The organism is Pontibacter cellulosilyticus (genome assembly GCF_014306105.1).
Taxonomy (GTDB): Bacteria; Bacteroidota; Bacteroidia; order Cytophagales; family Hymenobacteraceae; genus Pontibacter; species Pontibacter cellulosilyticus.
Window position 1 is genome coordinate 349,389 of record NZ_JACRVF010000002.1, and the last position, 26,950, is coordinate 376,338.

The following is a 26,950-nucleotide window of genomic DNA, read 5'->3' on the forward strand; positions in this document are numbered from 1 at the left end:
ATCCACTTCCATGTAAAGAGCCTCACCAATTGGTGGGGCCTTTTTATTTGTCAGGATTTGCAGGATTTTAGGTTGGATAGGGTTGTTCTGAAACTCGAAGTCCAACCACCCCTGCCCCTCCTTATCTAAGGCGGGGAGTCTGCTACTACTGTTTCTCCTTTCATCACAAAAGCTGTGGCTTTTACTACTTCATTTTAGAAGGATCTAGTATGAAAGGAATATAAGCAGAAACTACTTAGCTTATACTTTTGCCAGAGTAAATCAGAGTTCCCCGCCTTAGATAAGGAGGGGCAGGGGTGGTTGGACCAAATTACTCATTCTGCTAATCCACTAAAACAAGTAATTCCTGCTACAGGTTATACTTAAAATTTTAACTTTGCGTATTACCCTTTCTCATTAACCTTAAAACAAAACTATGGCTTACGAATCATCAGGAGCACCTGACTACTTCAATATCGACGACCTGCTTACGGAAGAGCATCTGCTAATCCGCCAGACCATGCGCGACTTTGTGAAGCGTGAGATTTCGCCTTACATAGAGCAGTGGGCACAGGATGCGCATTTCCCCTCTGAAATCGTGAAAAAGTTTGGTGATGTAGGTGCCTTTGGCCCAACCATCCCGACAGAGTATGGTGGCGGTGGCCTGGACTATATCAGCTACGGCATCATTATGCAGGAGATTGAGCGAGGCGATTCAGGTATGCGTTCTACAGCTTCGGTGCAAGGCTCCCTGGTGATGTACCCAATCTACAAGTATGGCTCTGAGGAGCAGCGCAAAAAGTATCTTCCTAAATTAGCCAGTGGCGAATGGTTAGGTTGCTTCGGCTTAACCGAACCAGATTTTGGCTCCAACCCGGGTGGTATGATGACGAATATCAAAGACATGGGTGACCATTACCTGCTTAACGGTGCCAAGATGTGGATCTCTAACTCTCCGGAGTGCCAGGTGGCCGTAGTATGGGCAAAGAATGAGGAAGGCCGCATTAAAGGTGTGATCGTAGAGCGTGGCATGGAAGGTTTCTCTACGCCTGAAATCCATAATAAATGGAGCCTGCGTGCCAGCACTACAGGAGAGCTGGTATTTGATAACGTGAAAATCCCGAAGGAAAATATCATGCCTAACGTAGAGGGCCTTCGCGGTCCTTTGGGATGCCTTGATTCTGCCCGTTATGGTATTTCGTGGGGTGCTATCGGTGCCGCCATCGATTGCTATGAGTCAGCAAAGAAATACAGTATGGAGCGCATCCAGTTTGATAAACCTATTGGTGCATTCCAGTTAACGCAGAAAAAGCTGGCAGAAATGCTTACAGAGATCACTAAAGCCCAGTTGATGGTATGGCGTTTAGGTACTTTGATGAATGAAGGGAAAGCATCTACGCAGCAGATATCGATGGCCAAGCGAAACAGCGTAGATATGGCCCTGCACATTGCCCGTGAGGCACGTCAGATTCATGGTGGTATGGGTATAACAGGTGAATACCCGATCATGCGTCATATGATGAACCTGGAGTCGGTAATAACCTACGAAGGCACACACGACATTCACCTGCTGATCACAGGGGCTGATATCACAGGTATTTCTGCATTTAAATAATCGTTGATCGGGTGGTAAAGTATAAGAAGGCAGCTGCGTGAGTGGCTGTCTTTTTTGTTGATGTTTTGAACTACCGTCTGTATCTGTGAGGGGCGAATGAGCAGCAGCTGAAGTATAAGTACCATAGCCTCAGCTTTTGCGCAGACAGGTCGCGATCTGTCCCTATGAATGTTTTGCAGTTGCAAATGCGCAACTTAGAGGTGTCGATCCCAGTCTTTGTTGTGAGCGAATCATAGACTAAAGAAGGAGAGTAACTAGATAGAAAGGTAGAACTGATTGCTATTGTTTTTTTGCTAATTATATTAGATTTATATCTAAAAAATATAAAATAATTAGCAAAAATACGTAAATTCGTAAGCTAAAATGGAGCCAATTCTGGTAGTAAACTGTTACCATTAAGTGCTGCAAAAGCAGAAAATAAGAATTAATTTTAGAGCATGAGGGAAGACTATCTTACTGGCGGCAACGAATACATGACGCCAACCGAACGCGACATAGACAAGGCGCTCCGTCCGCTTAGTTTCTCTGACTTTACCGGTCAGGATAAGGTGGTAGAGAACTTGAAAATATTCGTGCTGGCTGCAAAACGCCGTGGTGAAGCACTGGACCACGTGCTGCTGCACGGACCTCCAGGTCTTGGGAAAACTACACTTTCGCATATTATTGCTTCCGAACTGGATGCAGGTATAAAAATGACTTCGGGACCTGTACTGGATAAGCCAAGCGACTTAGCTGGTTTGCTTACCAACCTGGATCCTAACGATGTATTGTTTATTGACGAGATACACCGCCTCAACCCGATTGTGGAAGAGTACCTGTACTCAGCTATGGAGGACTACAAAATTGATATTATGCTGGACTCGGGTCCGAATGCACGTTCTGTGCAGATCAGCCTGAACCCGTTCACGCTGATTGGTGCTACTACTCGTTCAGGCTTGCTTACATCGCCTTTACGTGCGCGTTTCAGTATTAACTGCCGCCTGGAGTACTACGATTCGGAGCTATTGACTTCTATTGTGAAGCGTTCCTCAGGTTTGCTGGGAGCACCTATCTATCAGGATGCCGCATTCGAGATTGCTCGCCGTAGCCGTGGTACACCACGTATTGCTAATAACCTGCTTCGCCGTACCCGCGACTTTGCTCAAGTAAAAGGCGATGGCTCTATCAACGTAGATATTGCAAGGTTTGCCCTAAATGCGTTAGATGTAGACCACAATGGTCTGGACGATATGGACAACAGAATCCTGACCACTATCATTGATAAATTTAAAGGTGGGCCTGTAGGTTTATCTACGATTGCAACAGCTTGTGGCGAAGAGTCTGAGACAATTGAAGAAGTGTATGAGCCGTTCCTGATACAGGAGGGTTATATTAAGCGTACAGCGCGTGGCCGCGAAGCTACTGAGTTAGCGTATCGCCATTTAGGTAAAATTCCGCCACAAGAGATTGCCTCTGGTGGATTGTTTAGCCAGCCGGAAGCGTAAAAAATAACTGTTTGTGATAAAGTTAAAAAAGCAGGCTATATGGCCTGCTTTTTTGCTTATCTTATTTTCGGATTAAAGCTGTTCCTTAGAACTGCTTTAATTTATTATTCAGTTTTCTTTATCTCTGCGATAAGCTCCACCTCCAGTACAGACGCTTCATCAAACAAACGATCTATTTGTACCCAAGTGGCAGCAGGGGAGTGGGTGCCATAGTATTTCTTCCGGACTGCTATACTTTTCTTTGTGGCTTCCATGTCGCGGGTGTAAAGGTTCTCCTTCACCACATGGGTAAAGTCCAGTCCATACTTCTTTAGCGTTAGCTCCAGCGTTTTATATACGCGTTCCGTCGCCTCATCCATAGTTCCGCTGCCAACAGTACCAGAGATGTAGAGCATATTGCCACTGCGGTAAGCTTGCGCATAGTTATACTCTTTCTCGCCGGGGTGCAGGTGGAATACTTTACCGTTCTTCTCCAGAATTCCCTGAGCTTTAACTTCTACCAAAAGAGCAAGGCAAAGTAACAGTAAGATTGCAAATAATTTTTTCATAGTGTTTATAGATTATGGTTTGATGCCAGAAAGGTAGCAAAAGCTCAGAATTAAGTATAAGATTTTACACACTTTAACTAAATTTATACTTTATAAAGTGCAGTAAAAACTTATTTCCTGCACAGAAAAGAAAAGCGTAAAATCGATCATACAACCATAACTGATCACTAAAGTCTGTTTTAATCTGCTGTTGGATTTATTTTGCCTTACTTTTGTTCTTTAAACCATAAAGGTAAAGTATAAAAGCGGCACCAAGTACAAATTGAGCAGAGAGAAGTATACATATCTTGTAAAGCAGAAGGCAAAGGAGCTGGGTTTTATGTACTGTGGCATTTCTAAAGCAGAATTTCTGGAGAAAGAGGCGCCGAGGCTGGAGCGTTGGCTAAACCAGAATATGCACGGACAGATGCACTACATGGAAAACCATTTCGATAAGCGCCTGGACCCGCGCTTGCTTGTAGATGGCGCCAAAACTGTGGTGTCGTTGCTATTAAATTACTTTCCTGCCAAAGAAAACCAGCAGCAAGAGGAAGATACTTATAAAATATCAAAGTATGCTTACGGCACCGACTACCACTTTGTAATAAAAGACAAGCTAAAGGAGCTTTTGAATTATATCAACGAAGAGATAGGAGAAGTAGGAGGCCGTTGCTTCGTAGACTCAGCGCCGGTGTTGGATAAGGCGTGGGCAAAGAAAAGCGGTTTGGGCTGGGTTGGCAAAAACTCGAATCTGATAACTCCGCAGGTAGGCAGTTTTTACTTTATAGCTGAGCTGATCATTGACCTGGAGTTGGAACCCGATGGGCCAATAAAAGACTATTGTGGCTCTTGCACTCGTTGTATCGATGCCTGCCCAACTAATGCCATTGTAGAGCCTTACGTGGTGGATGGGAGCAAGTGCATTTCCTATTTTACCATTGAGCTGAAAGACCAGCTGCCACAGGAAATGAACGGCAAGTTCGGCAATTGGGTATTTGGGTGCGACATTTGCCAGGATGTCTGCCCCTGGAACCGCTTCAGCAAGCCGCACAATGAGCCAGCATTTCAGGCGCACCCGCAACTAACGCAGATGAAAACCAGCGATTGGCAGGAGCTGACACAGGAGGTCTTCTCTCAGTTATTTAAGAAATCAGCGGTAAAGCGCACAGGATACAATGGTCTGCTGCGCAACATCATGTTTGTGCAGGGAAAAGCCACTGCCCAAGAAGAATAGCACCTAAACCTGTGCTTTGGCAAATACCTTATTAAGCACCAGCAGGTACATGCCAGAAAACTGTGCATAGCACCATTTTTTAAGTTCCTGTAATTCTTCTTTGATTAATACTTTGAAGGCTTTTCGAAGCTCCTTTTCAAACAGCATCTTGTCGAAGCTAACCTTCAGCAAAATGGTTTTAATGTATTCTAACATTTCGGTAGGCGAATGAATGATAATCTGCTTTTAATTACGTTGCAGGGGAAAAAAGTTGCTTTTTATCTCATTAATTATCACAAATGTATTAAAAAATATTACCAAATTTAAATGATGTTGATTATGTGTCGAACATAACACAAGTCATTGTTTTCCTCCCTACATTAACAACGGCTAATATTCAGCTTAAGTATAAAGTTTATGCTTGTTTCAGCATCGCTATTAATGTGCCAGTTTCTGTCATCCCGGAGCAATGTTGCAAGCTGTACTTACCCATAGAAAACAGGCAACTAGAGTAAGTGCCGGAATTTAGTTAAATTTGCTACGGTACACGTGTTGGTACCATCCTGTTAAGTTGGATATGCGCCCTTTTGCCCTTTTTCTGTTTTTGATATTTGCCCTAACTGTGCCCGGACTGGCGCAGCAGGTAAGTATTGAATTAGGCAAAAGCCCCTTGCCCATAAACCAATATTACACCGTTTCTATAAAGCTGCAGGACGAACAGCTGAAAGAATACACACCCTTCCCCGAGATAGAAGGGTTTAAGAAAAGCACCCGTTACTCCTCTGAGAAAACGGTAACAGTGGGTGGCGTTACCAATATCATCCGAACCTATACCCAGAACTATGCTCCGCTGGAGGAAGGTGACTTTATACTGAAGCCATTCACCATGAAGGTGAACGGTACTACGGTGCAGTCGCAGGGGATGGCTATTAAGGTTGTACCGATGCAGGCAGGCACGGCGCAGGGCCCAAACCTGCCCGATCTGATTGAAGAGCAGGACAAGCAGGCGCCTACCAGCGAAGAAATTGAGTTTGTTGATAAGGAGGATAATGCGTTCCTGCGGCTGTACACCAGCAAAGAAAAAGTGTTTGTAGGCGAAGGCGTAGATGTGGCTTTATACTTTTACCTGGCCGAGGATGACCAGCGCCTGCTTGATTTCCATGATTTTGCCAACCAGATAACAGGCATCATCAAACAGATAAAGCAGCCGAATGTGTGGGAAGAGACGTTTGACTTTTCGGAGATAACGCCGGAGAACGTAACGGTGCAGGGCAAGCCTTACCTGCGGTTCAGGCTTTACGAGGCTGTGCTTTACCCTTTAAACCTACAGCCACTCAAGTTTCCGCAGTTGCAGCTAAAAATGATAAAGTATAAAGTTGCCAAAACTCCAAACCTGCTTACCGAAGACCGACAGGAAGGATTTAAGACATTTTACAGCAGAGAGCGACAGGTAGAGGTAATGGAGTTGCCGCCGCACCCGTTGCGCAATGTGGTGCCGGTGGGCAATTATACTTTGCTTGAGAGCATCTCCAAAAAGCAGGTATCGGTAAACAAAAGCTTTAGATATTTATTTGAGATAATAGGAGAGGGTAACTTAGATGCTGTGATGCCGCCTACGCCTGCAGCTCCGGCTGGTTTGGAGTTTTATCCGCCGGATGTTCGGCAGGATGTAACGAGGCGTGCAGGCAGGGTGTCGGGTGCGAAAAGCTTTTCGTACAATGTGCTGCCCCGTGAACCGGGTACCTATGAGCTAAGCAATGCTATAGAGTGGATATACTTTAACCCTGTAACAGCTGCTTATGATACCCTGCGGCCATCTTTGCAGGTTACAGTAACCGGCGCCCGCGACAGCGATGCCTTGGTGCTGTCGCGCGATCTGGGAGCTTTCTACAACATTATCGAGAATGAAGACAATACGTTGGTTAGCCTTCATTTTTTCGAGGAAATAAAGCGTTATACAAACATTATACTTGCCGTACTGCTAGTGGTGTCGGCATTTGTATTTCTAAAAAACAGAGCATGAGTAATTCATATGGTAAACTTTTTAAGATAACTACATTTGGCGAATCGCATGGCCCGGCAGTAGGAGTGATAATAGACGGTTGCCCTGCCGGGCTGGAGATAAGTGTAGAAGAAATACAGCATGCCCTGGATCGCCGCCGCCCCGGCCAGTCAGATATAACCACGCCGCGCAAAGAAGAAGATAAAGTAACCATACTTTCCGGCATATTTGAAGGCAAGACTACCGGTACACCCATTACCCTGGTGGTAAATAACAAAGATCAGCACAGCCACGATTACAGCCATATTCAGCACGCCTACCGTCCATCGCATGCTGATTATACTTATACCGCCAAGTATGGTACCCGCGACTACCGTGGCGGAGGCCGCAGCTCGGCACGCGAAACCGTAGCACGTGTGGCTGCCGGTGCATTGGCCATGAAGCTGCTGCAAAACTACGGCATCAGTGTAAATGCTTTTGTATCGCAGGTTGGTAAGGTAAAGCTGCGCAAACATTACTCTAAGTTAGATTTTAGTAAAATTGATGCTAATAAAGTGCGCTGCCCCGATGGTAAGATAGCTGCCCGCATGATAGGTGTGGTAGAAGAAGCCCGCGATAACCTGGATACTATCGGAGGTGTAGTTAGCTGTGTGATTCAGGGCGTGCCAGCCGGCCTGGGTGAGCCAGTGTTTGACAAGCTTCATGCTGAATTAGGCAAGGCCATGCTAAGTATAAATGCTGTAAAAGGCTTCGAATATGGCAGCGGCTTTGAGGGGGTAAGTATGCACGGTTCTGAGCACAACGACCAGTTTTATACAGACAACGAAGGAAATATCAAAACAAGAACAAACCATTCCGGAGGTATACAGGGTGGCATCAGCAATGGGCAGGACATATACTTTAATGTAGCATTTAAACCGGTTGCCACTATACTTCAGCCCCAACAAACAATTAACGATGCCGGCGAGGATATTACCCTGCAGGGCAAAGGTCGCCATGATCCTTGTGTACTGCCACGCGCCGTTCCTATAGTAGATGCCATGGCTGCGCTGGTTATTGCTGACTTCCTGCTGCGCCAGAAAGTTAATAAAGTATAAGTATAGTTTTAAAGATATTCTGATTTACCACAGCGGCAGGAATTTAGTCTCACTTTAAGAGCTCTTTTGTGCTCCTCATATAGAGTTGATTTATCCTGGAGAATGGCAAAAAAAGTAGTGGGAACTATATATTATATTATAGTGAAAGCTGCAGCTTAAAATTACTCTAATGACTTTTAGACAACTTATCAGCTTGTATATCCAAATACTTCATGCTTGCTGCTGCTTTGTATTTTGAAGTGCTAGAGTATAAAAACAGAAGCGCCGCCTCTTTTATACAAGGGGCGGCGCTTCTGTTTTTATACTCTAATGCTTAGAATAATTTCAGGTATACGACCAAGTACCACACTAATATAAGAGCCGGTAACAAGAACGGAATAGAATAACGCACAATATAAGCGAAGAAAGTTGGCATCTTTATGCCTGCACTTTCTGCAATGGCTTTTACCATGAAGTTAGGACCGTTGCCAATATATGTGAACGCACCGAATAGTACAGCTGCCAGCGAGATAGCCTCTAATAAAATTAAAGTTTCTGGGTCAGCGCCAGTGCCTGTGGCAAATGCTTTAACTTCTACTACACTGTTCTGTGCCATATCATACTTCGCCATGGCCAGCGATAAGAAGTTGGCATAGGTAGGAGCGTTATCTAAGAAGCCAGAAAGTGAACCGGTTGCCCAGTAAAGGAAATTCGGTGTAATATACTGCGAGAACTCAGGCGATGAAGCTATAGCTGCTGAAAGCTGCAGGGCAGGCATCATGGTAAAGAAGATACCAAAGAACAGAAACACCACTTCAAGGATTGGGTGGAAGTTAAATTGGTTTCCTGCTAACGCTGTTTTGCTAGAGAATTTGAAACAAGCAAAAGCTGCTGATAACTGTATAATCTCGCGTAGGAAAGAAAACTTGTTGCCATCGTAGGCGATGTGCGGTAATCCTTCTATCACGTTAGGGTCTAGGAAAATGGCACCTATGATAATAGCCAACCAAAACAGGTTGCGCTTCCCACTTACATAAAACTCTGTCTTCTCTTCGTTTTTAGCTACTACCTCTGGGCGGGGTGTGTAAGCGGTTTCTTTATTTCTGCTATCAATTAAAAAGAAGATAAGGCAAAGCAGTGCAATAGTTAGTACCCATGGCGTAAACAGGTGTTGTAATGTCCAGAAAAAAGGTACTCCTTTCAGGAATCCGATAAACAACGGAGGATCTCCTAGTGGAGTAAGTAAACCGCCAGCGTTACTAACTATAAAGATAAAGAATACGATCTGGTAGGGCTTAATGCGGTGTACATTCAGGCGGATAAAAGGACGTATCAAGAGCAGTGATGCTCCCGTTGTGCCCACTAAATTTGCCAGCACAGCCCCAACCGCAACTAAGGCTACGTTCATGGCAGGTGTTGCATTCGCGTTGATATTGATGTAAATACCACCGGCAGCTATGTACAACGAGCTTAAAAGTATAGCAAAAGAGGCATACTCGAAGAAAGTATGCACTGGCATGTGGTAATCGCCTAAGGCAAAAATATAATAACCTAAAACAGCCAAGCCTAAGGTAACAGCAATGGTCTTATAATTGTGCTCCCAAAAGTGGCCAAAGAAAATAGGCCCGGCGGCAATCATACCTATCAGAATAAGAAAAGGAATAATAAGGAACGCCGGTGCTATGTGTTGAGACTGCACCAGAAATATAAAGTTGTTCAGCATGTCTAGATTAGTGCGGTAAGAAAAGGTAATTTAATTTGTTGTTGCACAAAGATACATTTTCTAGCTTAAATAGCCACCCCATTTGGCGGTATACCCTAGGCAGGCCCGGAATTTGTGTAGATACATGTAAAGCGGTTTACTTCGTCGGAAATAATGCCTAATTTTGGAAACTTAAAGCGACACCCGCTAGTTTTAGTTTTAAACAAGATATATCATGTCAGAAAATAAAGAAAAGATGGTTTCGGTTTATGCTGAGGCCAACCCCAACCCTGAATCGATGAAGTTTGTGATGAACCAGCAACTGCTGCCAGAAGGGCAGAGCGTGGATTATCCAAACGTAGAAAGTGCAATGGAGTCGCCGCTGGCGCAGGAGCTGTTCAATTTTGATTACGTTTCTCGTGTATTCATTGCCAGCAACTTCGTTACAATCACTAAGAACTCAGAACTGGAGTGGGTAAAGCTTATTCCTGAACTGCGTACTTTCTTAAAGTCTTATGTAGAGGCTGGAGGTCCTATTTTTAACGAGGGTTTCTCTGTTAAGAAAGCTGCACCTGCTGAGGTAGGTGGCGAGACATCCGCAGAAGATGCAGAGATTTCTAAAAAAGTGATCGACTTGCTGGATAACTATGTACGCCCAGCTGTTGAGCAAGATGGCGGCAATATTACATTCAAGTCCTATAATGACGGGGTGGTAACAGTGCACCTGCAGGGTTCATGCAGTGGTTGCCCATCAGCAACTGTAACGCTAAAGGCTGGTATCGAAAACCTGCTGAAGCGCATGGTGCCGGAAGTGAAAGAAGTAGTAGCCGACGGTGTAACGATCTAAGTATAATTGTAGGTAAAGTATAAAAAGAGCCAGCCTTGAATAAAGGCTGGCTCTTTTGTTCTGTAGCTGCCATAATCCAACCACCCCTAATCCCTCCTTGTCTAAGGCGGGGAACTTATAATTCACCCCAGCCTTCTCCTAATAACAGGAGAAAGTTAGTAACTTGATCAAAATATAATCCCTGTAGTTCCAGCTTAATATCCCTTCACACAAGATCTTTTCAAGATGATATGTAGTAATGCTTATGTGATAGTAGTAGAAGCAGTAGTAACAGATTCCCCGCCTTAGACAAGGAGGGGTTAGAGGTGGTTGGACCCAGTTCTGCTGAAGAATCTTGCTAGACTATTTAACTTATCACATCACCCATCAAACAAAAAGCCCGGAGCAGTTGCCCCGGGCTTTTTAAGTATATTCTAAGCTTATATTACGAACGTGTTACCGGAGTAGCTGCTGCGGCAACTGGCTTAGGCTCTTCTTTAACTGTATCTACTACAATTGGTGTAGCGATAAACAGGGAAGAATAAGTACCGAACAACACACCGATGATCATCGCCAGGGAGAAGCCACGTAGAACTTCGCCACCGAAGAAGAATAGGATCACTACCACCAGGAACAATGTAAGGGAAGTAATGATCGTACGGCTGAAAGTGCTGATAAGAGCTGGGTTAACCAGGTCTTTGATCTTCGTGCGTGGGTTATCGTTCATGTACTCACGTACACGGTCAAAGATTACCACAGTATCGTTAATTGAGAAACCGATAATGGTAAGTACCGCTGCGATAAATACCTGGTCCATTTCGTAAGATATACCGAATAGGTCAAGTATAGAGAATACAGCAATAATCATTAAGGCATCGTGTAACAAGGCCACAACACCACCCAAGCTGAACTGCCACTTTCTGAAGCGGATCATCACATAAAGGAAGATACCTACCAGTGCCAGAAGTATAGCGATAAGTGCTGTGTTCTGAATATCGTCAGCCATTGTTGCACCAACTTTAGATGAGCTAAGCACTTCAGGAGTTAAGTTGCTGTACTCTGCAAGGCCTTCGTCAAGCGCTGCTCTTACTTTGTTGTCTGCCTCAAGGCTCTCGTCGTCGGCTAACCAGCTGGTAATTACTTTAACACGGTTAGAAGCACCGAAAGTCTTCACCTCTGTACCTGCACCCTGGAAGTTATCTACCAAAGCAGCGCGAACCTCAGAAGCAGGAACAGCCTGATCCAACTCTACTACATAAGAACGGCCACCTCTGAAGTCTACACCCAGGTTAGGACCACCATTGATGTACATGGCAATAAAGCCGAAAGCAATTACGCCAAGTGAGAAAGCGTAAGCTGCTTTTCTATACTTCATTACATCAAACTTAATGTTACGGAACATGTTGTCCGACAGCACAGATGAGAATGAAAGTTTACCAGCTTTTCTGAACGTGCTTTCTACAAACAGTCTTGAGATAAATACTGATGTAAAGAACGACGTAACGATACCGATCATCAACGTAATAGCGAAGCCTTTTACCGGACCAGAACCGAAGAAGTAAAGTATAAAACCTACCAGGAAGGTAGTAACGTTAGCATCCAAAATAGTACTGAAAGCCTTATCGTAACCTTTGTTGATCACTTCGCGCATGCTCAGGCCTTTTCTAGCCTCTTCGCGCATACGCTCAAAAATAAGTACGTTCGCATCCACGGCCATACCCAGTGTAAGTACGATACCAGCGATACCTGGCAACGTAAGCGCAGCGCCAAACTGAGCAAGTATGCCAAGTATAAAGAACACGTTAAATACAAGTGCAAGGTCGGCGATAAAACCACCACGGCTATAGTAACCGATCATGAAGATAACTACCACTACTAAACCAGCAATTGTAGAGATCAGACCCTGGTTGATAGCCTCTTTACCCAAAGATGGACCTACAACAGCCTCTTCTACGATACGTGTTGGAGCTGGCATTTTACCTGCCTTTAAGATGTTAGCTAAGTCTTGTGCTTCTTCGATAGTGAAGTTACCAGAGATAGATGAGTTACCACCAGTGATTTCGCTCTGTACCACAGGGGCAGAGTATACATAATCGTCAAGTACGATAGCAACCTGACGGCCTACGTTCTCACCAGTAAGGCGAGCCCATTTCTTAGAGCCTGTTGCGTTCATTGTCATGTTAATCTCAGGACGGCCCTGCTGGTCAAAATCCTGACGTGCATCGTTGATTGCGTCGCCACCAAGCGGAGCCTTACCATCACGACCTTTTTTAATAGCGTAGAATTCTACAAACTGCATGTTGCCTTCGCCTGCCGTTGGCTTAACAGACCACAGGAACTTCATGTTTGGAGGAAGCATAGAACGAACTTCAGGACGGCTGAAGATCTCGTTGATCTTAGCTGTGTCACGCACGTTAGCCATCAGGCCACCCTGCGTAGGTATAAACAGGTTTGCCAACACGCCACCCTGCTGAGCAGTAGTGTCAAGTGCTGCAGTTTTGTTTGTATCTGGCGTGGTTGCCGCTAATGCACTAGTGTCGCCGGCAGCTGCCTGCGCTAATACGTCTTGCGTAGTGTCGGTAGTAGTTGCGGCAGCTGCAGAAAGCGCATCTTTTTGTGGTGCTGCAGCTGTGCCTAAGTTAAGTTTGCCGGCTGCCTGCTGCTGGTCAAGGTACTGGCCAACCTGCATAAAGTAAGGGCTGAATTCCTGAATAGACCATACTTCCCAGAACTCCAGGTTTGCCATGCCAGATAAAAGCTTGCGAACACGGTCAGGGTTGTCTACCCCTGGTAACTCGATCTGAATACGACCTGAACCTTTCAGGCGCTGGATGTTTGGCTGCGTTACACCAAATTTGTCGATACGTGTGCGCAGGATGTTGAAAGAGCGGCCAATCGCGTCTTCTACTTCTGCTTCGATCACCTCAATTACTTCTTCGTTAGAAGATTCGTAGCTGATCTTGCCACGGTTAGCTGTGTTTGAGAAGATGCGGCTAAGGCGTCCGTCTGGCTCAACTTCGCGGAAAGCCTGGCCAAAAAGTGTAACAAAGTTCTCCTGGCTGTTGCGCTGCAGTTCTTTTGCACGCTCCAGAGCCTTCAGGAAATTAGGGTCTTTGCTGTTGCCAGACATAGACTTGATGATCTCTACCGGAGAAACCTCAAGCACTACGTGCATACCGCCTTTCAGGTCAAGGCCAAGACCAAGCTCGTTCTCCTTAACCTCCTGGTAAGTCATACCCAGGAATACTTCTTCATTCCAGATAGAATCAAGGTAAGCCTGTTGCTTAGCCATATCTACATTGCCTTGCGCATCAGTGGCATAAGCCTCAGCTTTGTCCTGGATGCGGCTGGCAACAAACGAAAACGATAAAAAGTAAAGGCAGATAGCCGATACAATTACCGTTAAAACGATTATTAACGATTTGTTACGCATTGTTTAATTAATGAAAGTATAGGTGAATTTTAAAAACAACATTGATTCCGGGTAGCTATTTTAAATCAACCTTTAAAAAAGCTTAGATGTTCCGGATGAGCCTGAATAACTGCATGTTAAGCAGAAATGGCGCCTATAAAAATAAAGAAATGGAGGTGTTGCCCAGCCTAGGGAGCGTTGGGCTGAATGGTAATAGGAAAGATTTGCGCTAAGAAACCAACACTAGGAGGTATGGTTGTATAGGCAGGTAAAAGAATATCTGTCGGGTTTGCGAAAACAGGCTGATGCGGCAGTGGCTCTACGGCCTGCTGCAGGTTAAGCGCCACAAAAGAGGTAGTGCCCTCGAGTGATACCTTCTGCTTTACAACAGTTTTGTTTTCGTGCTTTTCTGCCAGCCGGGTGTCGGCTTGTTGCGGAGTTGCCTCAGCCGAGCAAGTATAAGCCACCACTTCCTGTCCGTTGAGCATAAGTGCCCACAGCAGGGTAAAAGTCATCAATAGATGCTTTAAATGGTTCGGTATGTTCTTGGCTTTTGGCATGTATAACCACAAATGTAAAATCTTTTCTGAAAAAAACAGAAAAACTTAGCGGTTTACATCAATAAATCGCTTCACATCGTTCTTTTTCCCTATAAGAATCAGGATATCTGAAGGATAAATAATGGTGTCGGCTTTTGGTACACCAATAATGTGCTCTACCTGCGTTGGCTTACCATCCTGTATTTCCTCGAAAAAGCGCTTGATCGTGATCAGGTTAAGGTTATATTTTTCGCGGAGCGATATTTTGGCGAGACTGCGGTTGGCGATGTTGCGCGGCGCGTTTATCTCCACGATCTCATAATTATCGGGCAGGGGCAGGAACGTGCGGATGTTAGGCTGCAACAAGCGTTCTGCTACAGTCTTGCCAACCTCACCCTCCGGAGAAAGAATCTCCTGAACACCCATTTTCTCTAGAATACGACGCTGCTGCTTGTTAGAGGCACGGGTAATAACACGCTTAATGTTTAGCTCCTGCAGGTTGGCTGTGGTAATAAGTAAGGCCTCAAAATCCTCGCCAATGGCAACTACCACCGCATCCATGTCCTGGATGTTCTGGGCTTCCAGGGCGCGAATATCGGTAGCATCAAGGGCAACGGCATAGGCTACGTCTTCTTTGATGGCCTCTACGTGATCTTCGTCGTTGTCGATGGCAATTACCTCTGCGCCTCTTTCTGCCAGCGTGCGGGCAATGGAGTTACCGAAAATACCCAGGCCTATTACAGCAAATTTGCTCCTCATGCTTTTGTTTTAGCGTTTAAGAAAGTGGTAAGCACATCAAGGCCCCGCTCAAAGTTGGCGTTATTCGGTATGATGATGTCAGCGTCGTTTTTATAAGGCTTGATGTACTTCTCGTAAGTAGGCGCTACATGATGCGTGTAGCGGTACAATACATCATCCAGGTCATAGCCGCGCTCTACTTTGTCGCGAACAATGCGGCGCTGCAGTTTAATGTATTCTTTTGCGTCGATGTATACTTTCAGGTCCAATAACTTGGCAATCTCCTCGAAATAGAAAACAAAGATACCTTCTACCACCACAATAGGGGCAGGCTTGAATTCCAATTGCTTGGCTACTACATTAGGGTTATTAAACGTGTACTCTTTACGGTAAACAGTTTGGCCTTGGCTTACTTTAAGAATATCTGCAGCGTAGGCTTCGTCGTCTATGCAGGAGGGAAGGTCAAAGTTAACGACCCCGTTTGGATCTATTGTCTGGTGTTCGCGGTCTTTGTAATAGTTGTCTTGCGAGATCAGGCAAACCTGCTCTGGTGAGAACGAAGTAAGGAGTTTATTCAAAAAAGTGGTTTTTCCTGAAGCACTACCTCCTGTAATCCCTACGATAAATGGCTTTTGCATTGGAAGCTTTAGTTTCAGGATACAAAATTAAGATTTTAGGCAGAACAAGACCAAAGGCAGCGGAATAAATTTATACTTTACCCGTTTGTTCTCAGGAAATCGACCAGTTTGCGCACGGCGCGGCCTCGGTGACTGATGGCGTTCTTCTGTTCTGGACTCATTTCGGCAAATGTCTGCTCATAGCCATCCGGCCTGAATACAGGGTCGTAACCAAAGCCTTTGTTGCCTTTCCAGTCGTGGGTTATACTTCCGTCTACGGTGCCTTCAAACTGGTGCTCTTCCCCATTGAGTATAAGTGTGATGCTGGTTCTGAAGTTTGCTTTTCTGTTCTCGTTGCCCTTCAGGTTTTGCAGCAGCAGGTTTATGTTGTCGTTATCGGAGCGCTGGGGGCCGGCATAGCGGGCAGAGTATACACCGGGTGCACCGTTAAGGGCATCAACTTCCAGTCCACTATCGTCGGCAAAACAGCTGATGTTGTATTTTTGCCACACATACTGTGCCTTTTGGCGTGAGTTACCCTCCATGGTGTCCTGCTCCTCAGGTAGTTCTTCATGGCAGCCGATCTCCTCCAGGCTCACCAGTTCATACTTGCCTTCCAGCATCTGGCTCACTTCGGCTATTTTATGTTTGTTGTTGGTGGCGAAGCAGATTTTTTTCATGGATTTAAATGTTGAATAACTGAATTCTTAAATAGTTGATGTATTAGTGTTTACTCAAACTAAATATGCTGCTATCTCACTTTCTGTCAATACCACCTCCACGCGTTCCTGTAATGTTGTAGCCAGGGAGTAACCGGTATAGGTGGCTGCAACCGGATAGAGTGGGTGGTGCCTATCCACGAGTGTGGCTACTTCTACTTTTTTGGGGTTCTGGGGGAGCAGTTTATTTAAAGTATAGGCCAATGTTTTGCCGGTGTTCAGCACGTCGTCTACCAGTACCACATTTTTATCCTCAATCGTTACACCTTCCGGCGATAACGTAACAGGGGCCTCTAGTGGAGCAGTTTTGTCTATGCGCACCTGCAGCAACTGTACTTTTATAGGCGATATGCTTTCCAGTTTTGCCGCCAGCTTTTGAGCCAACGTATAGCCGTTCTGATAGATGCCTGCCAGCACAAGTTCCTGCTCCTCAAAGTTCTGCTCATACATTTCGTAAGCCATGCGTGTAATTTTCTGCTCTATCTGGCTCTGGTCCAGTATCAGGCTCTGGTGCTGTGTCTGTGGTGTCATGGTTTTGATGCAGGTTTTGGTTTAGCGCTAAGGCAAATTTAGAAAGATAATCCTATCAGTTACAGCATTTAAGGAGAGTGTAAAATAATTTAGCGAATAGCATTCTACTTTACAAAATTCTTGTTAAATTTGCAGTCCGATTCAGAAATTAAGGTTAATTAACGTTTATAATAATGAAAAAAGGCATTCACCCAGAGTACAGACAGGTGGTTTTTCAGGATATGACAAGTGATTTCAAATTTATCACTCGTTCCACTATGACTTCTGACGAAACTATTACGATGGAAGACGGAAAAGAGTATCCAGTAATCAAAGTGGAAGTTTCTTCTGCTTCTCACCCTTTCTATACTGGTAAAAATATTTTCGTGGATACTGCTGGTCGCGTGGAGAAATTCAACACGCGTTACAAGAAAAAATAAGCGGTTTCACCCGGTTAAAACGTTTCAACAGAAAGCTTTCCAATACATGGAAGGCTTTTTTGTTTTATAGCTGCCTGTATTTGGTCCGGTTTATGCTAAAGCAAAAACCATATATAGTTTTAACCAGATAAATCCAATGCTATGAAAACAAAACTTACCCTTACGTGTGCTATTGCTGCACTTGCCGCGCTTGCTTCATGCGGTAAAAAAGATGAGGTGGCGCCAAAGCCAATTGCAGTAGATAAAACTGTGGAATTTAAAGTATTTGCCTCTAAAGATTACAGCAAAAGCTACCAAGCTGATGATGAGGTAAGAATATACCTTTCGATCCGTCGAAGAAATAAAAAGACACTTGAAAGCACTGTAGTGTTCGATACTACCTTTTATAAAAAGCTGAAGGAGCTACCTCTTGAATCAAATCCGATAACCATAAACAAAAAGATTTCAAATGTGATAGTCGAAGATGAGTGGGTTGATATTGGAAGTGGGGCTAGAGTAGGTGGGTTTGGGTATGGCGGTACTCAACCATTTCCGGAAGATGAAACAGTAAAAAGTATTGAGGTGGAATGGTAGGCTTAATTATTTCATTTTAGCCAAAGTTTAGGCGTAATAAAACGGGTCTTCCTGAGCTATATCGGGAAGACTTTTTTATTTTTGTAACTATGAATATTATTCTCTTCTGTGATCCAGTGATCAGGCAAAATCTTTTGCCCCTGACTTTTACCCGTCCTGTCTCCGAAATAAGAGTGGGTATACTTACGATAACCCAGAAATGGGAGCAACACGCAGGGGCAACAGTGTCCTTCTTAACAGAAACCTATCTGCAGGAGAAGTATAGCATAAACCAAAGCCATGAAAATATTTACGTAAATGGCACTCTGCTGCCAAACGAAGCCATACTTGCTGAAATAAAAAAACTTAAAATAGGAGAGGCACTCTACTGCGACGATACGCTGCTGGCTTTTAACGGCGATAACCTGGAGCTTCACTCTATTTCCGAAATGGTGGAGGCGTCTTCTTCTAAGAAGAACAATTGCGATGTAGAGCACCACATGGTGCGTGAACTATGGGACATCTTTCTGCTTAACGGGGAGCAGATTCGAAAGGACTATGAAGTGATTACTGCAGGGCGCCAAAGCCAGCCTGTAAATGATAAGCACACCATCGTTTATAACGAAGAGAACATCTTTATAGAAGAGGGTGTGAAAATTCGTGCAGCCATACTTAACGCTGAAAATGGCCCGATTTACCTTGGCAAGAACTCGCAAATACACGAAGGCGCCGTGATAAAAGGGCCATTTTCGTTGGGTGAGGGCAGCAATGTAAACGTAGGCGGCAAAATGCGCGGCGACGTAAGCATTGGCCCGTATTGCAAAATAGGCGGCGAAGTGGCAGCATCAGTAATTTTCGGATACACCAACAAAGGTCACGAAGGCTACCTGGGTAACTCTGTATTAGGCGAGTGGATAAACATCGGAGCAGATACGAACACCTCCAATCTTAAAAACAACTACGCAGAGGTTAAAATCTGGAATTACGCCAAAGGCGGTTTCAAGAATACGGGGCAGCAGTTCTGCGGTCTTATTATGGGCGATCACAGCAAGTGCGGTATTAATACGATGTTTAATACGGGCACGGTAGTAGGAGTAAGTGCCAATATCTTCGGGCCAGGGTTTCCGCGTAATTTCATACCTTCGTTTAGCTGGGGTGGTGCAGCTGGCTTCGAAACTTTTGCCCTGCGCAAAGCTTACGAAGTAGCCGACAAAGTAATGGAACGCCGCAACATACACTTTAATGATCAGGAGAAAGACATCCTGAAAAAAGTATTTGAAGATACGCAGCAGTACCGCGTGTGGGATAAGAAAGCTTAGTTGCTGATTGAATCTCTGAGTTTACCCCATTTATAATTCATAATTTTTAATTCGTAATTCCTTAAAGTGCAGTTTTCACAGATCATAGGTCATCAGGAGGCGAAGCAGCTGTTGCTGAAGTCGGTGCAGCAGAACCATGTGGCGCATGCCCAGTTGTTTCTGGGGCAGGAGGGAAGCGCTAATTTAGCTTTGGCTTTGGCCTATGCCACCTATATTAACTGCGAAGACAAGCAGCCCAATGATTCATGTGGAACATGTGCCAGCTGCGTGAAAATGAACAAGCTGGTGCACCCGGACTTCAACTTTGTTATGCCGGTTACCACTACCAAATCGGTGAGTAAGGATGCGCTGAGCAGCAGGTTCATGAATGAATGGCGGGAGTTTGTGCTAGCCAGCCCCTACCAGGGTCTGAATGACTGGATGCAGCATATCGGTGCAGAAAATAAGCAAGGTATTATCTCGAAAGAAGAAAGCCGCCAACTGGTAAAGCTGGTGTCGCTGAAAGCTTTTGAGGGAGACTATAAAATTGTGGTGATCTGGTTGCCGGAGCTGATGCACTCTGCCGCTGCAAACGCACTGCTGAAGCTGCTGGAGGAGCCGCCTGCTAAAACGCTATTCCTGCTGGTGGCGCAGGCATCAGAAAAGCTGCTGGTAACCATCACATCCCGCACCCAGATCTTGCAGGTGCGCAATTTTACGGAGCAGGAGGTAATACAGTATCTTCAGGAAAAGTATAACACAAACACTGACGTGGCTTACCAGGTGGCCCAGTTAGCCGAGGGCAACTTAAATGCCGCCGCCAAGTTAACATCCGAGATCAGCAGCGACTATTTCAGCTTTTTTACCGATTGGATGCGTAACTGCTACAGCTATAAGTTTGCTGAGATGATAGACATGAGTGACAAGTTTCAGACGCTGGGCCGCGAGAACCAGAAGAACTTTTTACTCTACGCGCTTAATCTTTTCCGGAAAGTGATGTTGTATGGTATGGATGCAGGTCTGGTAACATATCTGCCTCCCGCAGAGCTGGATTTCGTACAGAAGTTCTCGAAAGTGATTACAGGTGCAAACGCTGCGCAATTAACAGAAGAACTAAACCAGGCACATTACCATATTGAGCGTAATGCCAATCCTAAAATGGTGTTTGTGGATAGCTCTATCCAGATTGCGGGATATCTGAGAGGAAATTAATTGTTAAAGGCTAAGTTGTTGATTTGGCTATAACAGAATTAACAGTTTAGCCTTATAAGTTTGAAAAGTGCCTAAGCATGGGCACGTTGACAAAAAGAGTTTTATGCAGGAAAACATAAAAGATAAAGTAATACGAATCGGAACACGAGGCAGCAAGCTGGCTTTGTGGCAGGCAGAGCATGTGGCAGAAAAGCTACAGGCAGCAGGCTTACACACAGAACTGGTGATTATCAGCACCAAAGGTGACCAGGTGCTGGACCGTTCGCTGGATAAAATAGGCTCTAAGGGCGTATTTACGGAAGAACTGGAAATTAGCCTGCGCGATGGAAGTATAGATATTGCCGTGCACAGTGCTAAGGATGTGCAGTCTACTATTCCGGATGACCTGGAGCTGGTGGCCTTTATGGAGCGTGAAAAAGTAAACGACGTTATACTTTCCTTTGATCCTGATTTTAAGCTGGAACGTGACAGCACTGCGGTAATTGGTACATCATCTACTCGCCGTAAGGCATTACTAAAGAAACACTACCCGAACGTTACTACGGCCGAGTCGAGAGGTAATTTGCAGACACGCCTGCGTAAGCTGGAAGAGAAGCAGTTCGATGCCCTGATGCTGGCCTTTGCAGGCGTTTACCGCATGGGCTACGATAACCTGATCGTGCATACTTTTCCGGAGGATGAATTTGTGCCGGCTGCCGGACAAGGCAGTGTGGCCGTTGAGTGTGCAAAGAATCTGGAGCCTGAACTGAAAGCCGCCATTAAAAACGCACTGGACCACCCTGATACGCATGTGTGCCTGGTGGCAGAGCGCGCTTTCCTGAGAACCATGGAAGGCGGTTGCAGCATTCCATCTTTTGCTTTGGCTACTTTAACTGATGAAGGTGTAAGTATAACTGGTGGTATTGTTAGCCTGGATGGTAAAACCCTGCTGCAACAAACCATGACTGCCCCTACTGAAGAAGCTGAGGCGATTGGCGTGCAACTCGCAAATGATACACTTCGCAGTGGTGGCGAAGAAATCCTGTCAAGTATAAAACGCGAACGCAGCGAGATATAGAAGTATAAAGTTATAGTAAATCAGAAGGCCCGCTCTTAACTTATAAGAGCGGGCCTTCTGATTTTGTCTTTTGTCATTTCGAACGCAGTGAGAAATCTGAATAAGATTACAAATGCTCCAGATTTCTCACTGCTACGCAGGTCCCTTTCGACTCTCGTCTCAGGCATGCTCGAAATGACAAAATGCTAATTCATAATCCCTAATTCATCATTCATAATTCCACTACACCTGCGCGGCCTCCACAGCTTTTTTGGTCAAAGGCTGCTTTTTGGTTGATTGGGCGTAAGCAAGGAAAGCCTGCATCTCACGCTTCACTACTGGAGCCAGTAAGTATAAACCAACCATGTTCGGTATACTCATAGCAAACAGCATAGCATCCGAGAAAGCGACCACACTTCCTAGTTGAATAGGTGCACCCAATACAACAAAAGCACAGAATAAAACCTTAAAGCTGATGTCAGAAGCCTTGTTGTGGCCAAACAGGTATGTCCAGGATTTAAGGCCGTAGTATGACCAGGTGATCATAGTAGAGAAAGCGAAAAGTATAACAGCTGCCGCCAATACTAACGGGAACCAGTCGATGACCGTGGAGAAAGCAGTGGAGGTAAGGGCGATACCATCACCAGTTTCCTGGGTATATGCACCTGTTACTACAATTACCAGGGCCGTCATGGTACAAACTATAACAGTATCGATGAAAGGCTCCAGGGAGGCTACAAAGCCTTCGGTTACGGGTACATTGGTTTTAACAGCGGAGTGTGCGATAGAAGCAGAGCCTATACCTGCTTCGTTAGAGAACACCCCACGTCTCAGGCCCTGTATCATAACACCCACCAGGCCGCCTGCAACGGCGCTACCAGAGAATGCTCCTTCAAAAATAGCTACAAAAGCAGCCGGTATGTTTGTTAAATTAACCGCCAGAACAATAAGGGCCGCCAAGATGTAAATGCCGCACATAAACGGTACCACTTTCTCGGTTACTTTGGCAATGCTTTTCATACCGCCAATTATAACCAGGCCCACCAGCACCGCGATGATCAGGCCGAACATCCAGGCATTACCTCCACCAAAAAATGAGCCTTCGGCACCACCGGTTACTGCTATGAACTGCTGTGTGGCCTGGTTTATCTGGAACATGTTGCCAGCCCCAATAGCCCCGCCAATACACATTACAGCAAAAAAGGCAGCCAGAAACTTACCTAGTCCTTTCATGCCACGCTCGCTCAAACCTTTGTTCAGGTAATGCATCGGTCCACCCGACACAGTGCCATCGGCATGCACATCTCTATACTTTACACCCAGTGTGCACGATACGAATTTAGACGACATGCCCAGCAAACCAGCTATGATCATCCAGAAAGTAGCACCAGGGCCGCCCAGCGATATAGCAATAGCCACACCGGCAATATTACCAAGGCCAACCGTGCCAGATACGGCTGCCGTCAGTGCCTGGAAGTGCGAAACCTCGCCGGGAGCACCGGGTTGGTTATACTTGCCACGCACAATATCCAGCGCATGCTTAAAGCCACGTACATTTATAAAGCCCAGGTATACAGTAAAGAAAGCTGCACCCAGCAAAAGCCACACAAGTATAAGCGGGATGCCTATGGTGTCTGTTAGTGTTACTTCATAAAAGATAATGTCGGAGATGAATTGTGCTGCGGGACCAACAGCGGCATCTATTTGCTCATCGATAGAAGCCTCTGGCGCACGTGCCATAAGACTGCTAAGCGACGCTAAACAGAGCCCTGCAGTAAGTAGGATTCTTTTCATTAATAAGTTTAGGTTGATTAGTCAGTTTGCTTGAATATAGCATTTTTAGGGGGAAGTATGAAATTTACAGCTCAATTGCATCTGAGGGTACAGCAAGAAGTTCTAATAATACAATGGTTCTAATGAATAAGTAAGGAGATCAGTTTCTACTCAAGGCAGGTATAAATTGCATGCAAAGTATAAATACGAGCTAAAAACCTTTAAATTTGAATGCTGCAGATTGTAGCGTTATAGTAAATGATCATCTAAACCAATACATAACAAGTATGAAGCTGCTTAAGAACCTTGTTTTGGTCGCAGGGCTGGCCATAGTAGTGCCTATGGGGGCAATGGCGCAAAAGCCGAAAGGCAAAGATAAATTAGTAACGATAGAAACACCGCAGGGCGAAATAAAGCTGGTGCTGTTCGATGATACGCCAAAGCACAAGGAGAACTTCCTGAAGCTTGCCAAAGAAGGGTTTTATGATGGCACCACCTTTCATAGAGTGATAGACGGTTTCATGATACAGGGCGGAGACCCAAATACCAAAGACGATAACCCACGCAACGACGGCTCCGGTAACCCCGGCTATACTATACCTGCCGAAATTAATCCTGCTCATAAGCATGTGCGTGGTGCCGTGGCAGCAGCCAGAATGGGAGACCAGGTAAACCCAGAGCGTGCCTCCAGCGGGTCTCAGTTTTACATTGTTGAGAACCACGACGGCACGCCAATGCTCGACGAGGCCTACACCGTGTTCGGGCAAGTTGTTGATGGGCTGGATGTGGTGGATAAAATTGCAGAGGTGCCGAAAGGCGAGCGCGACAGACCGCTGTCAGACGTGAAAATGAAGGTGAAGGTAGAGGACGTGAAGAAGAAAAAGATTGCCAAAAAGTATAACTACGACTACGCTACACAGTCGCTGCAGAAAAAATAGAGATGAAAAGAGTACTTATTACAGGATCTAACGGCCTGCTGGGACAGAAGCTGGCAGAATTAATTTTACCCAGAACAGATGTAGAGTTGCTGGCAACCAGCCGCGGCGATAACAAACTGGCTGAAGTGCTGCCAACACTGCCATTTAGAAGTATGGATGTAACAGACCCACAGCAGGTAGAGCAGGTGGTAAGCGAATTCAGGCCAACGCACATTGTTCATACGGCCGCCATGACCAATGTAGACCAATGCGAAACCGACCGCGAAGGGGCTGTAAAGCTAAACCGTGATGCGGTGCAGTACCTGGTGGATGCCTGCGAAAAGTATAATGTGCACCTGGTTCATGTATCAACCGACTTTATTTTTGACGGGGAAGACGGACCTTACAGCGAAGAAGCCGAGGCAAACCCAGTGAACTTCTACGGCGAAACCAAACTGATGGCAGAGGAAGTGGTGAAGCAGGCTAAATGCAAATGGGCCATACTTCGTACGGTGCTGGTTTTTGGCGTTGCCCACGACTACGGCCGCACCAACATTGTGCTGTGGGTGCGTGATAGCCTACAATCTGGAAAGGTAATTAAGGTTGTAAACGACCAGTTCAGAACCCCAACACTGGCCGAGGATTTAGCCATGGGTTGCTGGCTGGCTGTTAAACACGACGCTGAGGGAATCTACAATATTTCCGGCAGTGAGATGCTAACCCCTTATGATATGGCCCTGCAGGTAGCCGATTATTTTGCGTTGGATAAATCGCTGATAGACAAAGCGGATGCATCCACATTTACACAGCCTGCCAAACGTCCGCCGCGTACCGGTTTCGACATCAGCAAAGCACAAAGAGACCTTGGTTACCAGCCCCATACCTTTATGCAGGGGATCCAGATGGTGGCAGAGCAAGCCGAGGACATACTTTAAGATCTCTGTCAGAACACAATTTCAGGAGCCTAACACGAGCCAATATTAAAAATATCTGATTTTTAATGCGCTTGTGTTAGGCTTTGTTGAATTTGTTTCCTTAAATTTCAGCTTAAAACGACCTAATCTTAAAACCAACTAAACTAAAACTAAACACTTCTACCTTATTTTATGAGTGCTAACAAAGAATCGTGGGGCTCACGTGTGGGTCTCATTCTGGCTATGGCCGGTAATGCTGTTGGTCTCGGTAACTTCCTCAGGTTTCCGGTGCAGGCAGTACAAAACGGTGGTGGCGCCTTCATCATACCTTACCTGGTGTGCTTTTTAGTGATGGGTATTCCGCTTTTATGGATTGAGTGGTCTATGGGCCGTTTCGGGGGTAAATTCGGACACCACTCCACACCGTTTATTGTGGATACCATGGGCCGTAACCGCCTTTGGAAATACATCGGTGTATTCGGAATCTGGACAAACATTGCAGTTGCCGCTTACTATTGCTACCTGGAGTCCTGGACGCTTTCATATGTGTTCCACTCGCTGGCCGGTACCTTTAGCGGTATGGACCAAGATGGCGTAGCTGCATTCTTTATCGAGTATGTTAGCCTTGGCGAGTCTACTTTTGGTATACCATACGAGCCAATCGTGTTCTTCCTGATCTGCTTGCTGCTTAACACTTGGATTCTGTCTCAAGGCTTAGCAAAAGGTATTGAGAGAGTAGCTAAAATAGGTATGCCGATGCTTATCTTGTTCGGTATTTTCCTGGCTTATAAAGGCTTTACAATCACTGCAGGCGAGAACGGCGCTATCAACGACAGCACGGTAGGTCTTAACTTCCTCTGGACGCCGCAGTACGATAAACTATGGTCGCCAAGCGTATGGTTAGCTGCTGCCGGTCAGATTTTCTTTACCCTTTCTGTGGGTATGGGTACTGTGCATTGCTACGCCTCTTATGTTCGCTCTAAAGATGATATTGCCCTTAACGCCATGTCAGCTGGTTGGATGAACGAATTCGTAGAGGTTGTATTGGGTGGTGCTATCCTTATCCCAATCTCTATCGGTTACTTAGGCATTGATCGCGTAACAGAGCTTGTACAGAGTGGTGGTCTTGGCCTTGGCTTTAGAACATTGCCTTACCTGTTTTACCAGTGGGGAGATGTGCTGGGAGCCATCTCGGGTATGATGTGGTTTGGCTTGTTATTCTTTGCTGGTATTACATCTTCTCTAGCCATGGGTACTCCTTGGATTGGTTTCTTACAAGACGAGTTTAACTGGAAACGTAAACCAGCTGCCTGGTCATTTGGTTTGATCGTACTTATACTTGGTATGCCAACCGTGTTGTTCTTCAACTACGGCGTGTTCGACGAGTATGACTACTGGGCCGGAACAGTATCGCTGGTAGTGTTTGCCTTGCTAGAGTCTATACTTTTTGCGTGGGTGTTTGGCATTAACAAAGGCTGGAGAGAAATTATATCTGGTTCTGATATCAAAGTGCCGGGCATTTATAAGTTCATCATTAAGTTTATCACGCCACTGCTGCTTCTGTGGGTATTCTTAGGCTCACTTTTCACACCAAAAGGCGGTGACTGGGGTAAGGCTATTGCCGGCGACTGGGTGTTGGACGATAGCTCTATTATCAAGAAGATCGCAAACAGTGATTTGAAGGCTAAAATTGCTGCTGCCACAGATCCGGCTACAGTTAACCAATTGCAGGATACGCTTATGTTCGTGAACGGTTCGCGCATACTGCTGGTTGTGGTATGGCTAAGCATTGCCTTGCTGGTGTACATTGCTTACAAAAAACGAGTTAGAGAAGGAAGAATTTAAGAAA

At 45.4% G+C, this 26,950-nt stretch carries 24 protein-coding genes; 14 read left to right on the forward strand and 10 right to left on the reverse strand.

Annotation, left to right across the window (positions count from 1 at the left end; all coding sequences use genetic code 11):
* The first annotated feature begins 415 nt into the window (after positions 1-415).
* Both H8S84_RS09220 and ruvB read left to right on the forward strand, forming a co-directional pair.
* A complete protein-coding gene (locus H8S84_RS09220; RefSeq protein ID WP_187067030.1) occupies positions 416-1,594 on the forward strand; it encodes an acyl-CoA dehydrogenase family protein in 1,179 nt (392 codons plus the stop codon).
* 437 nt (positions 1,595-2,031) lie between these two features.
* On the forward strand, positions 2,032-3,078 hold the full coding sequence (ruvB, locus tag H8S84_RS09225; protein ID WP_187067031.1) for a Holliday junction branch migration DNA helicase RuvB: 1,047 nt from the start codon (positions 2,032-2,034) through the stop codon (positions 3,076-3,078).
* Between the two features lie 104 nt (positions 3,079-3,182).
* Here ruvB and H8S84_RS09230 read toward each other — a convergent pair whose 3' ends face one another.
* A complete protein-coding gene (locus H8S84_RS09230) occupies positions 3,183-3,626 on the reverse strand; it encodes a RidA family protein (RefSeq protein ID WP_187067032.1) in 444 nt (147 codons plus the stop codon).
* Positions 3,627-3,888: 262 nt separating this feature from the next.
* Between H8S84_RS09230 and queG the strand changes: the two genes are divergently transcribed.
* On the forward strand, positions 3,889-4,839 hold the full coding sequence (gene queG, locus H8S84_RS09235) for a tRNA epoxyqueuosine(34) reductase QueG (RefSeq protein WP_187067033.1): 951 nt from the start codon (positions 3,889-3,891) through the stop codon (positions 4,837-4,839).
* Between the two features lie 3 nt (positions 4,840-4,842).
* On the opposite strand, the gene H8S84_RS09240 is transcribed toward queG, so the two are convergent.
* Entirely contained in the window at positions 4,843-5,034 is a 192-nt protein-coding gene (locus H8S84_RS09240; RefSeq protein WP_187067034.1) for a hypothetical protein, read from the reverse strand.
* Positions 5,035-5,395: 361 nt separating this feature from the next.
* Between H8S84_RS09240 and H8S84_RS09245 the strand changes: the two genes are divergently transcribed.
* Positions 5,396-6,841, forward strand: coding sequence for a BatD family protein (locus H8S84_RS09245; RefSeq protein WP_222621624.1), 1,446 nt, complete (start codon positions 5,396-5,398; stop codon positions 6,839-6,841).
* The gene (gene aroC, locus H8S84_RS09250; RefSeq protein ID WP_187067036.1) at positions 6,838-7,917 is read left to right on the forward strand and encodes a chorismate synthase; all 1,080 of its coding nucleotides are present in this window, start codon (positions 6,838-6,840) and stop codon (positions 7,915-7,917) included. The genes H8S84_RS09245 and aroC overlap by 4 nt, the downstream gene beginning before the upstream one ends.
* A gap of 313 nt (positions 7,918-8,230) precedes the next feature.
* Here aroC and H8S84_RS09255 read toward each other — a convergent pair whose 3' ends face one another.
* Positions 8,231-9,619, reverse strand: coding sequence for a sodium:proton antiporter (locus tag H8S84_RS09255; protein WP_187067037.1), 1,389 nt, complete (start codon positions 9,617-9,619; stop codon positions 8,231-8,233).
* Between the two features lie 214 nt (positions 9,620-9,833).
* On the opposite strand from H8S84_RS09255, the gene H8S84_RS09260 reads away from it, so the two are divergent.
* Positions 9,834-10,445 (forward strand): NifU family protein, encoded by a 612-nt coding sequence (locus H8S84_RS09260; RefSeq protein ID WP_187067038.1) that lies wholly within the window; start codon positions 9,834-9,836, stop codon positions 10,443-10,445.
* 424 nt (positions 10,446-10,869) lie between these two features.
* Here the strand turns inward: H8S84_RS09260 and secDF are convergent, their stop codons facing one another.
* From secDF to H8S84_RS09290, 6 genes are all read right to left on the reverse strand, one after another.
* Positions 10,870-13,857 (reverse strand): protein translocase subunit SecDF, encoded by a 2,988-nt coding sequence (gene secDF / locus H8S84_RS09265; RefSeq protein WP_187067039.1) that lies wholly within the window; start codon positions 13,855-13,857, stop codon positions 10,870-10,872.
* 167 nt (positions 13,858-14,024) lie between these two features.
* Positions 14,025-14,351, reverse strand: coding sequence for an RNA methyltransferase (locus H8S84_RS09270; protein WP_187067040.1), 327 nt, complete (start codon positions 14,349-14,351; stop codon positions 14,025-14,027).
* 90 nt (positions 14,352-14,441) lie between these two features.
* Positions 14,442-15,134 carry a potassium channel family protein gene (locus H8S84_RS09275; RefSeq protein WP_187067041.1) on the reverse strand — a complete coding sequence of 231 codons (693 nt, stop codon included), beginning with the start codon at positions 15,132-15,134 and terminating at the stop codon, positions 14,442-14,444.
* Entirely contained in the window at positions 15,131-15,751 is a 621-nt protein-coding gene (gene udk, locus H8S84_RS09280) for a uridine kinase (RefSeq protein ID WP_187067042.1), read from the reverse strand. The genes H8S84_RS09275 and udk overlap by 4 nt, the downstream gene beginning before the upstream one ends.
* A 77-nt stretch (positions 15,752-15,828) precedes the next feature.
* Positions 15,829-16,410: a non-canonical purine NTP diphosphatase gene (locus H8S84_RS09285; RefSeq protein WP_187067043.1), complete on the reverse strand. Its 582-nt coding sequence runs from the start codon at positions 16,408-16,410 to the stop codon at positions 15,829-15,831.
* Between the two features lie 54 nt (positions 16,411-16,464).
* Positions 16,465-16,980: a phosphoribosyltransferase family protein gene (locus H8S84_RS09290; protein ID WP_187067044.1), complete on the reverse strand. Its 516-nt coding sequence runs from the start codon at positions 16,978-16,980 to the stop codon at positions 16,465-16,467.
* 173 nt (positions 16,981-17,153) lie between these two features.
* Here H8S84_RS09290 and H8S84_RS09295 point away from each other — a divergent pair, with 173 nt between their 5' ends.
* From H8S84_RS09295 to hemC, 5 genes are all read left to right on the forward strand, one after another.
* On the forward strand, positions 17,154-17,399 hold the full coding sequence (locus H8S84_RS09295) for a type B 50S ribosomal protein L31 (protein ID WP_073853987.1): 246 nt from the start codon (positions 17,154-17,156) through the stop codon (positions 17,397-17,399).
* Positions 17,400-17,540: 141 nt separating this feature from the next.
* Positions 17,541-17,972, forward strand: a complete 432-nt coding sequence (locus H8S84_RS09300; RefSeq protein WP_187067045.1) for a hypothetical protein — start codon at positions 17,541-17,543, stop codon at positions 17,970-17,972.
* A gap of 89 nt (positions 17,973-18,061) precedes the next feature.
* Positions 18,062-19,270 carry a GlmU family protein gene (locus H8S84_RS09305; RefSeq protein ID WP_187067046.1) on the forward strand — a complete coding sequence of 403 codons (1,209 nt, stop codon included), beginning with the start codon at positions 18,062-18,064 and terminating at the stop codon, positions 19,268-19,270.
* Positions 19,271-19,336: 66 nt separating this feature from the next.
* Positions 19,337-20,461, forward strand: a complete 1,125-nt coding sequence (locus H8S84_RS09310) for a DNA polymerase III subunit (protein ID WP_187067047.1) — start codon at positions 19,337-19,339, stop codon at positions 20,459-20,461.
* A gap of 103 nt (positions 20,462-20,564) precedes the next feature.
* Positions 20,565-21,518, forward strand: coding sequence for a hydroxymethylbilane synthase (gene hemC, locus H8S84_RS09315; protein ID WP_187067048.1), 954 nt, complete (start codon positions 20,565-20,567; stop codon positions 21,516-21,518).
* A 222-nt stretch (positions 21,519-21,740) separates the two neighbouring features.
* Here hemC and H8S84_RS09320 read toward each other — a convergent pair whose 3' ends face one another.
* Positions 21,741-23,291, reverse strand: a complete 1,551-nt coding sequence (locus H8S84_RS09320) for an alanine/glycine:cation symporter family protein (protein ID WP_187067049.1) — start codon at positions 23,289-23,291, stop codon at positions 21,741-21,743.
* Positions 23,292-23,557: 266 nt separating this feature from the next.
* Here H8S84_RS09320 and H8S84_RS09325 point away from each other — a divergent pair, with 266 nt between their 5' ends.
* From H8S84_RS09325 to H8S84_RS09335, 3 genes are all read left to right on the forward strand, one after another.
* Positions 23,558-24,208, forward strand: a complete 651-nt coding sequence (locus tag H8S84_RS09325) for a peptidylprolyl isomerase (RefSeq protein WP_187067050.1) — start codon at positions 23,558-23,560, stop codon at positions 24,206-24,208.
* Positions 24,209-24,210: 2 nt separating this feature from the next.
* Positions 24,211-25,122 (forward strand): SDR family oxidoreductase, encoded by a 912-nt coding sequence (locus H8S84_RS09330; RefSeq protein ID WP_187067051.1) that lies wholly within the window; start codon positions 24,211-24,213, stop codon positions 25,120-25,122.
* Between the two features lie 171 nt (positions 25,123-25,293).
* Positions 25,294-26,946: a sodium-dependent transporter gene (locus H8S84_RS09335; RefSeq protein ID WP_187067052.1), complete on the forward strand. Its 1,653-nt coding sequence runs from the start codon at positions 25,294-25,296 to the stop codon at positions 26,944-26,946.
* The last annotated feature ends 4 nt before the right edge of the window (positions 26,947-26,950 follow it).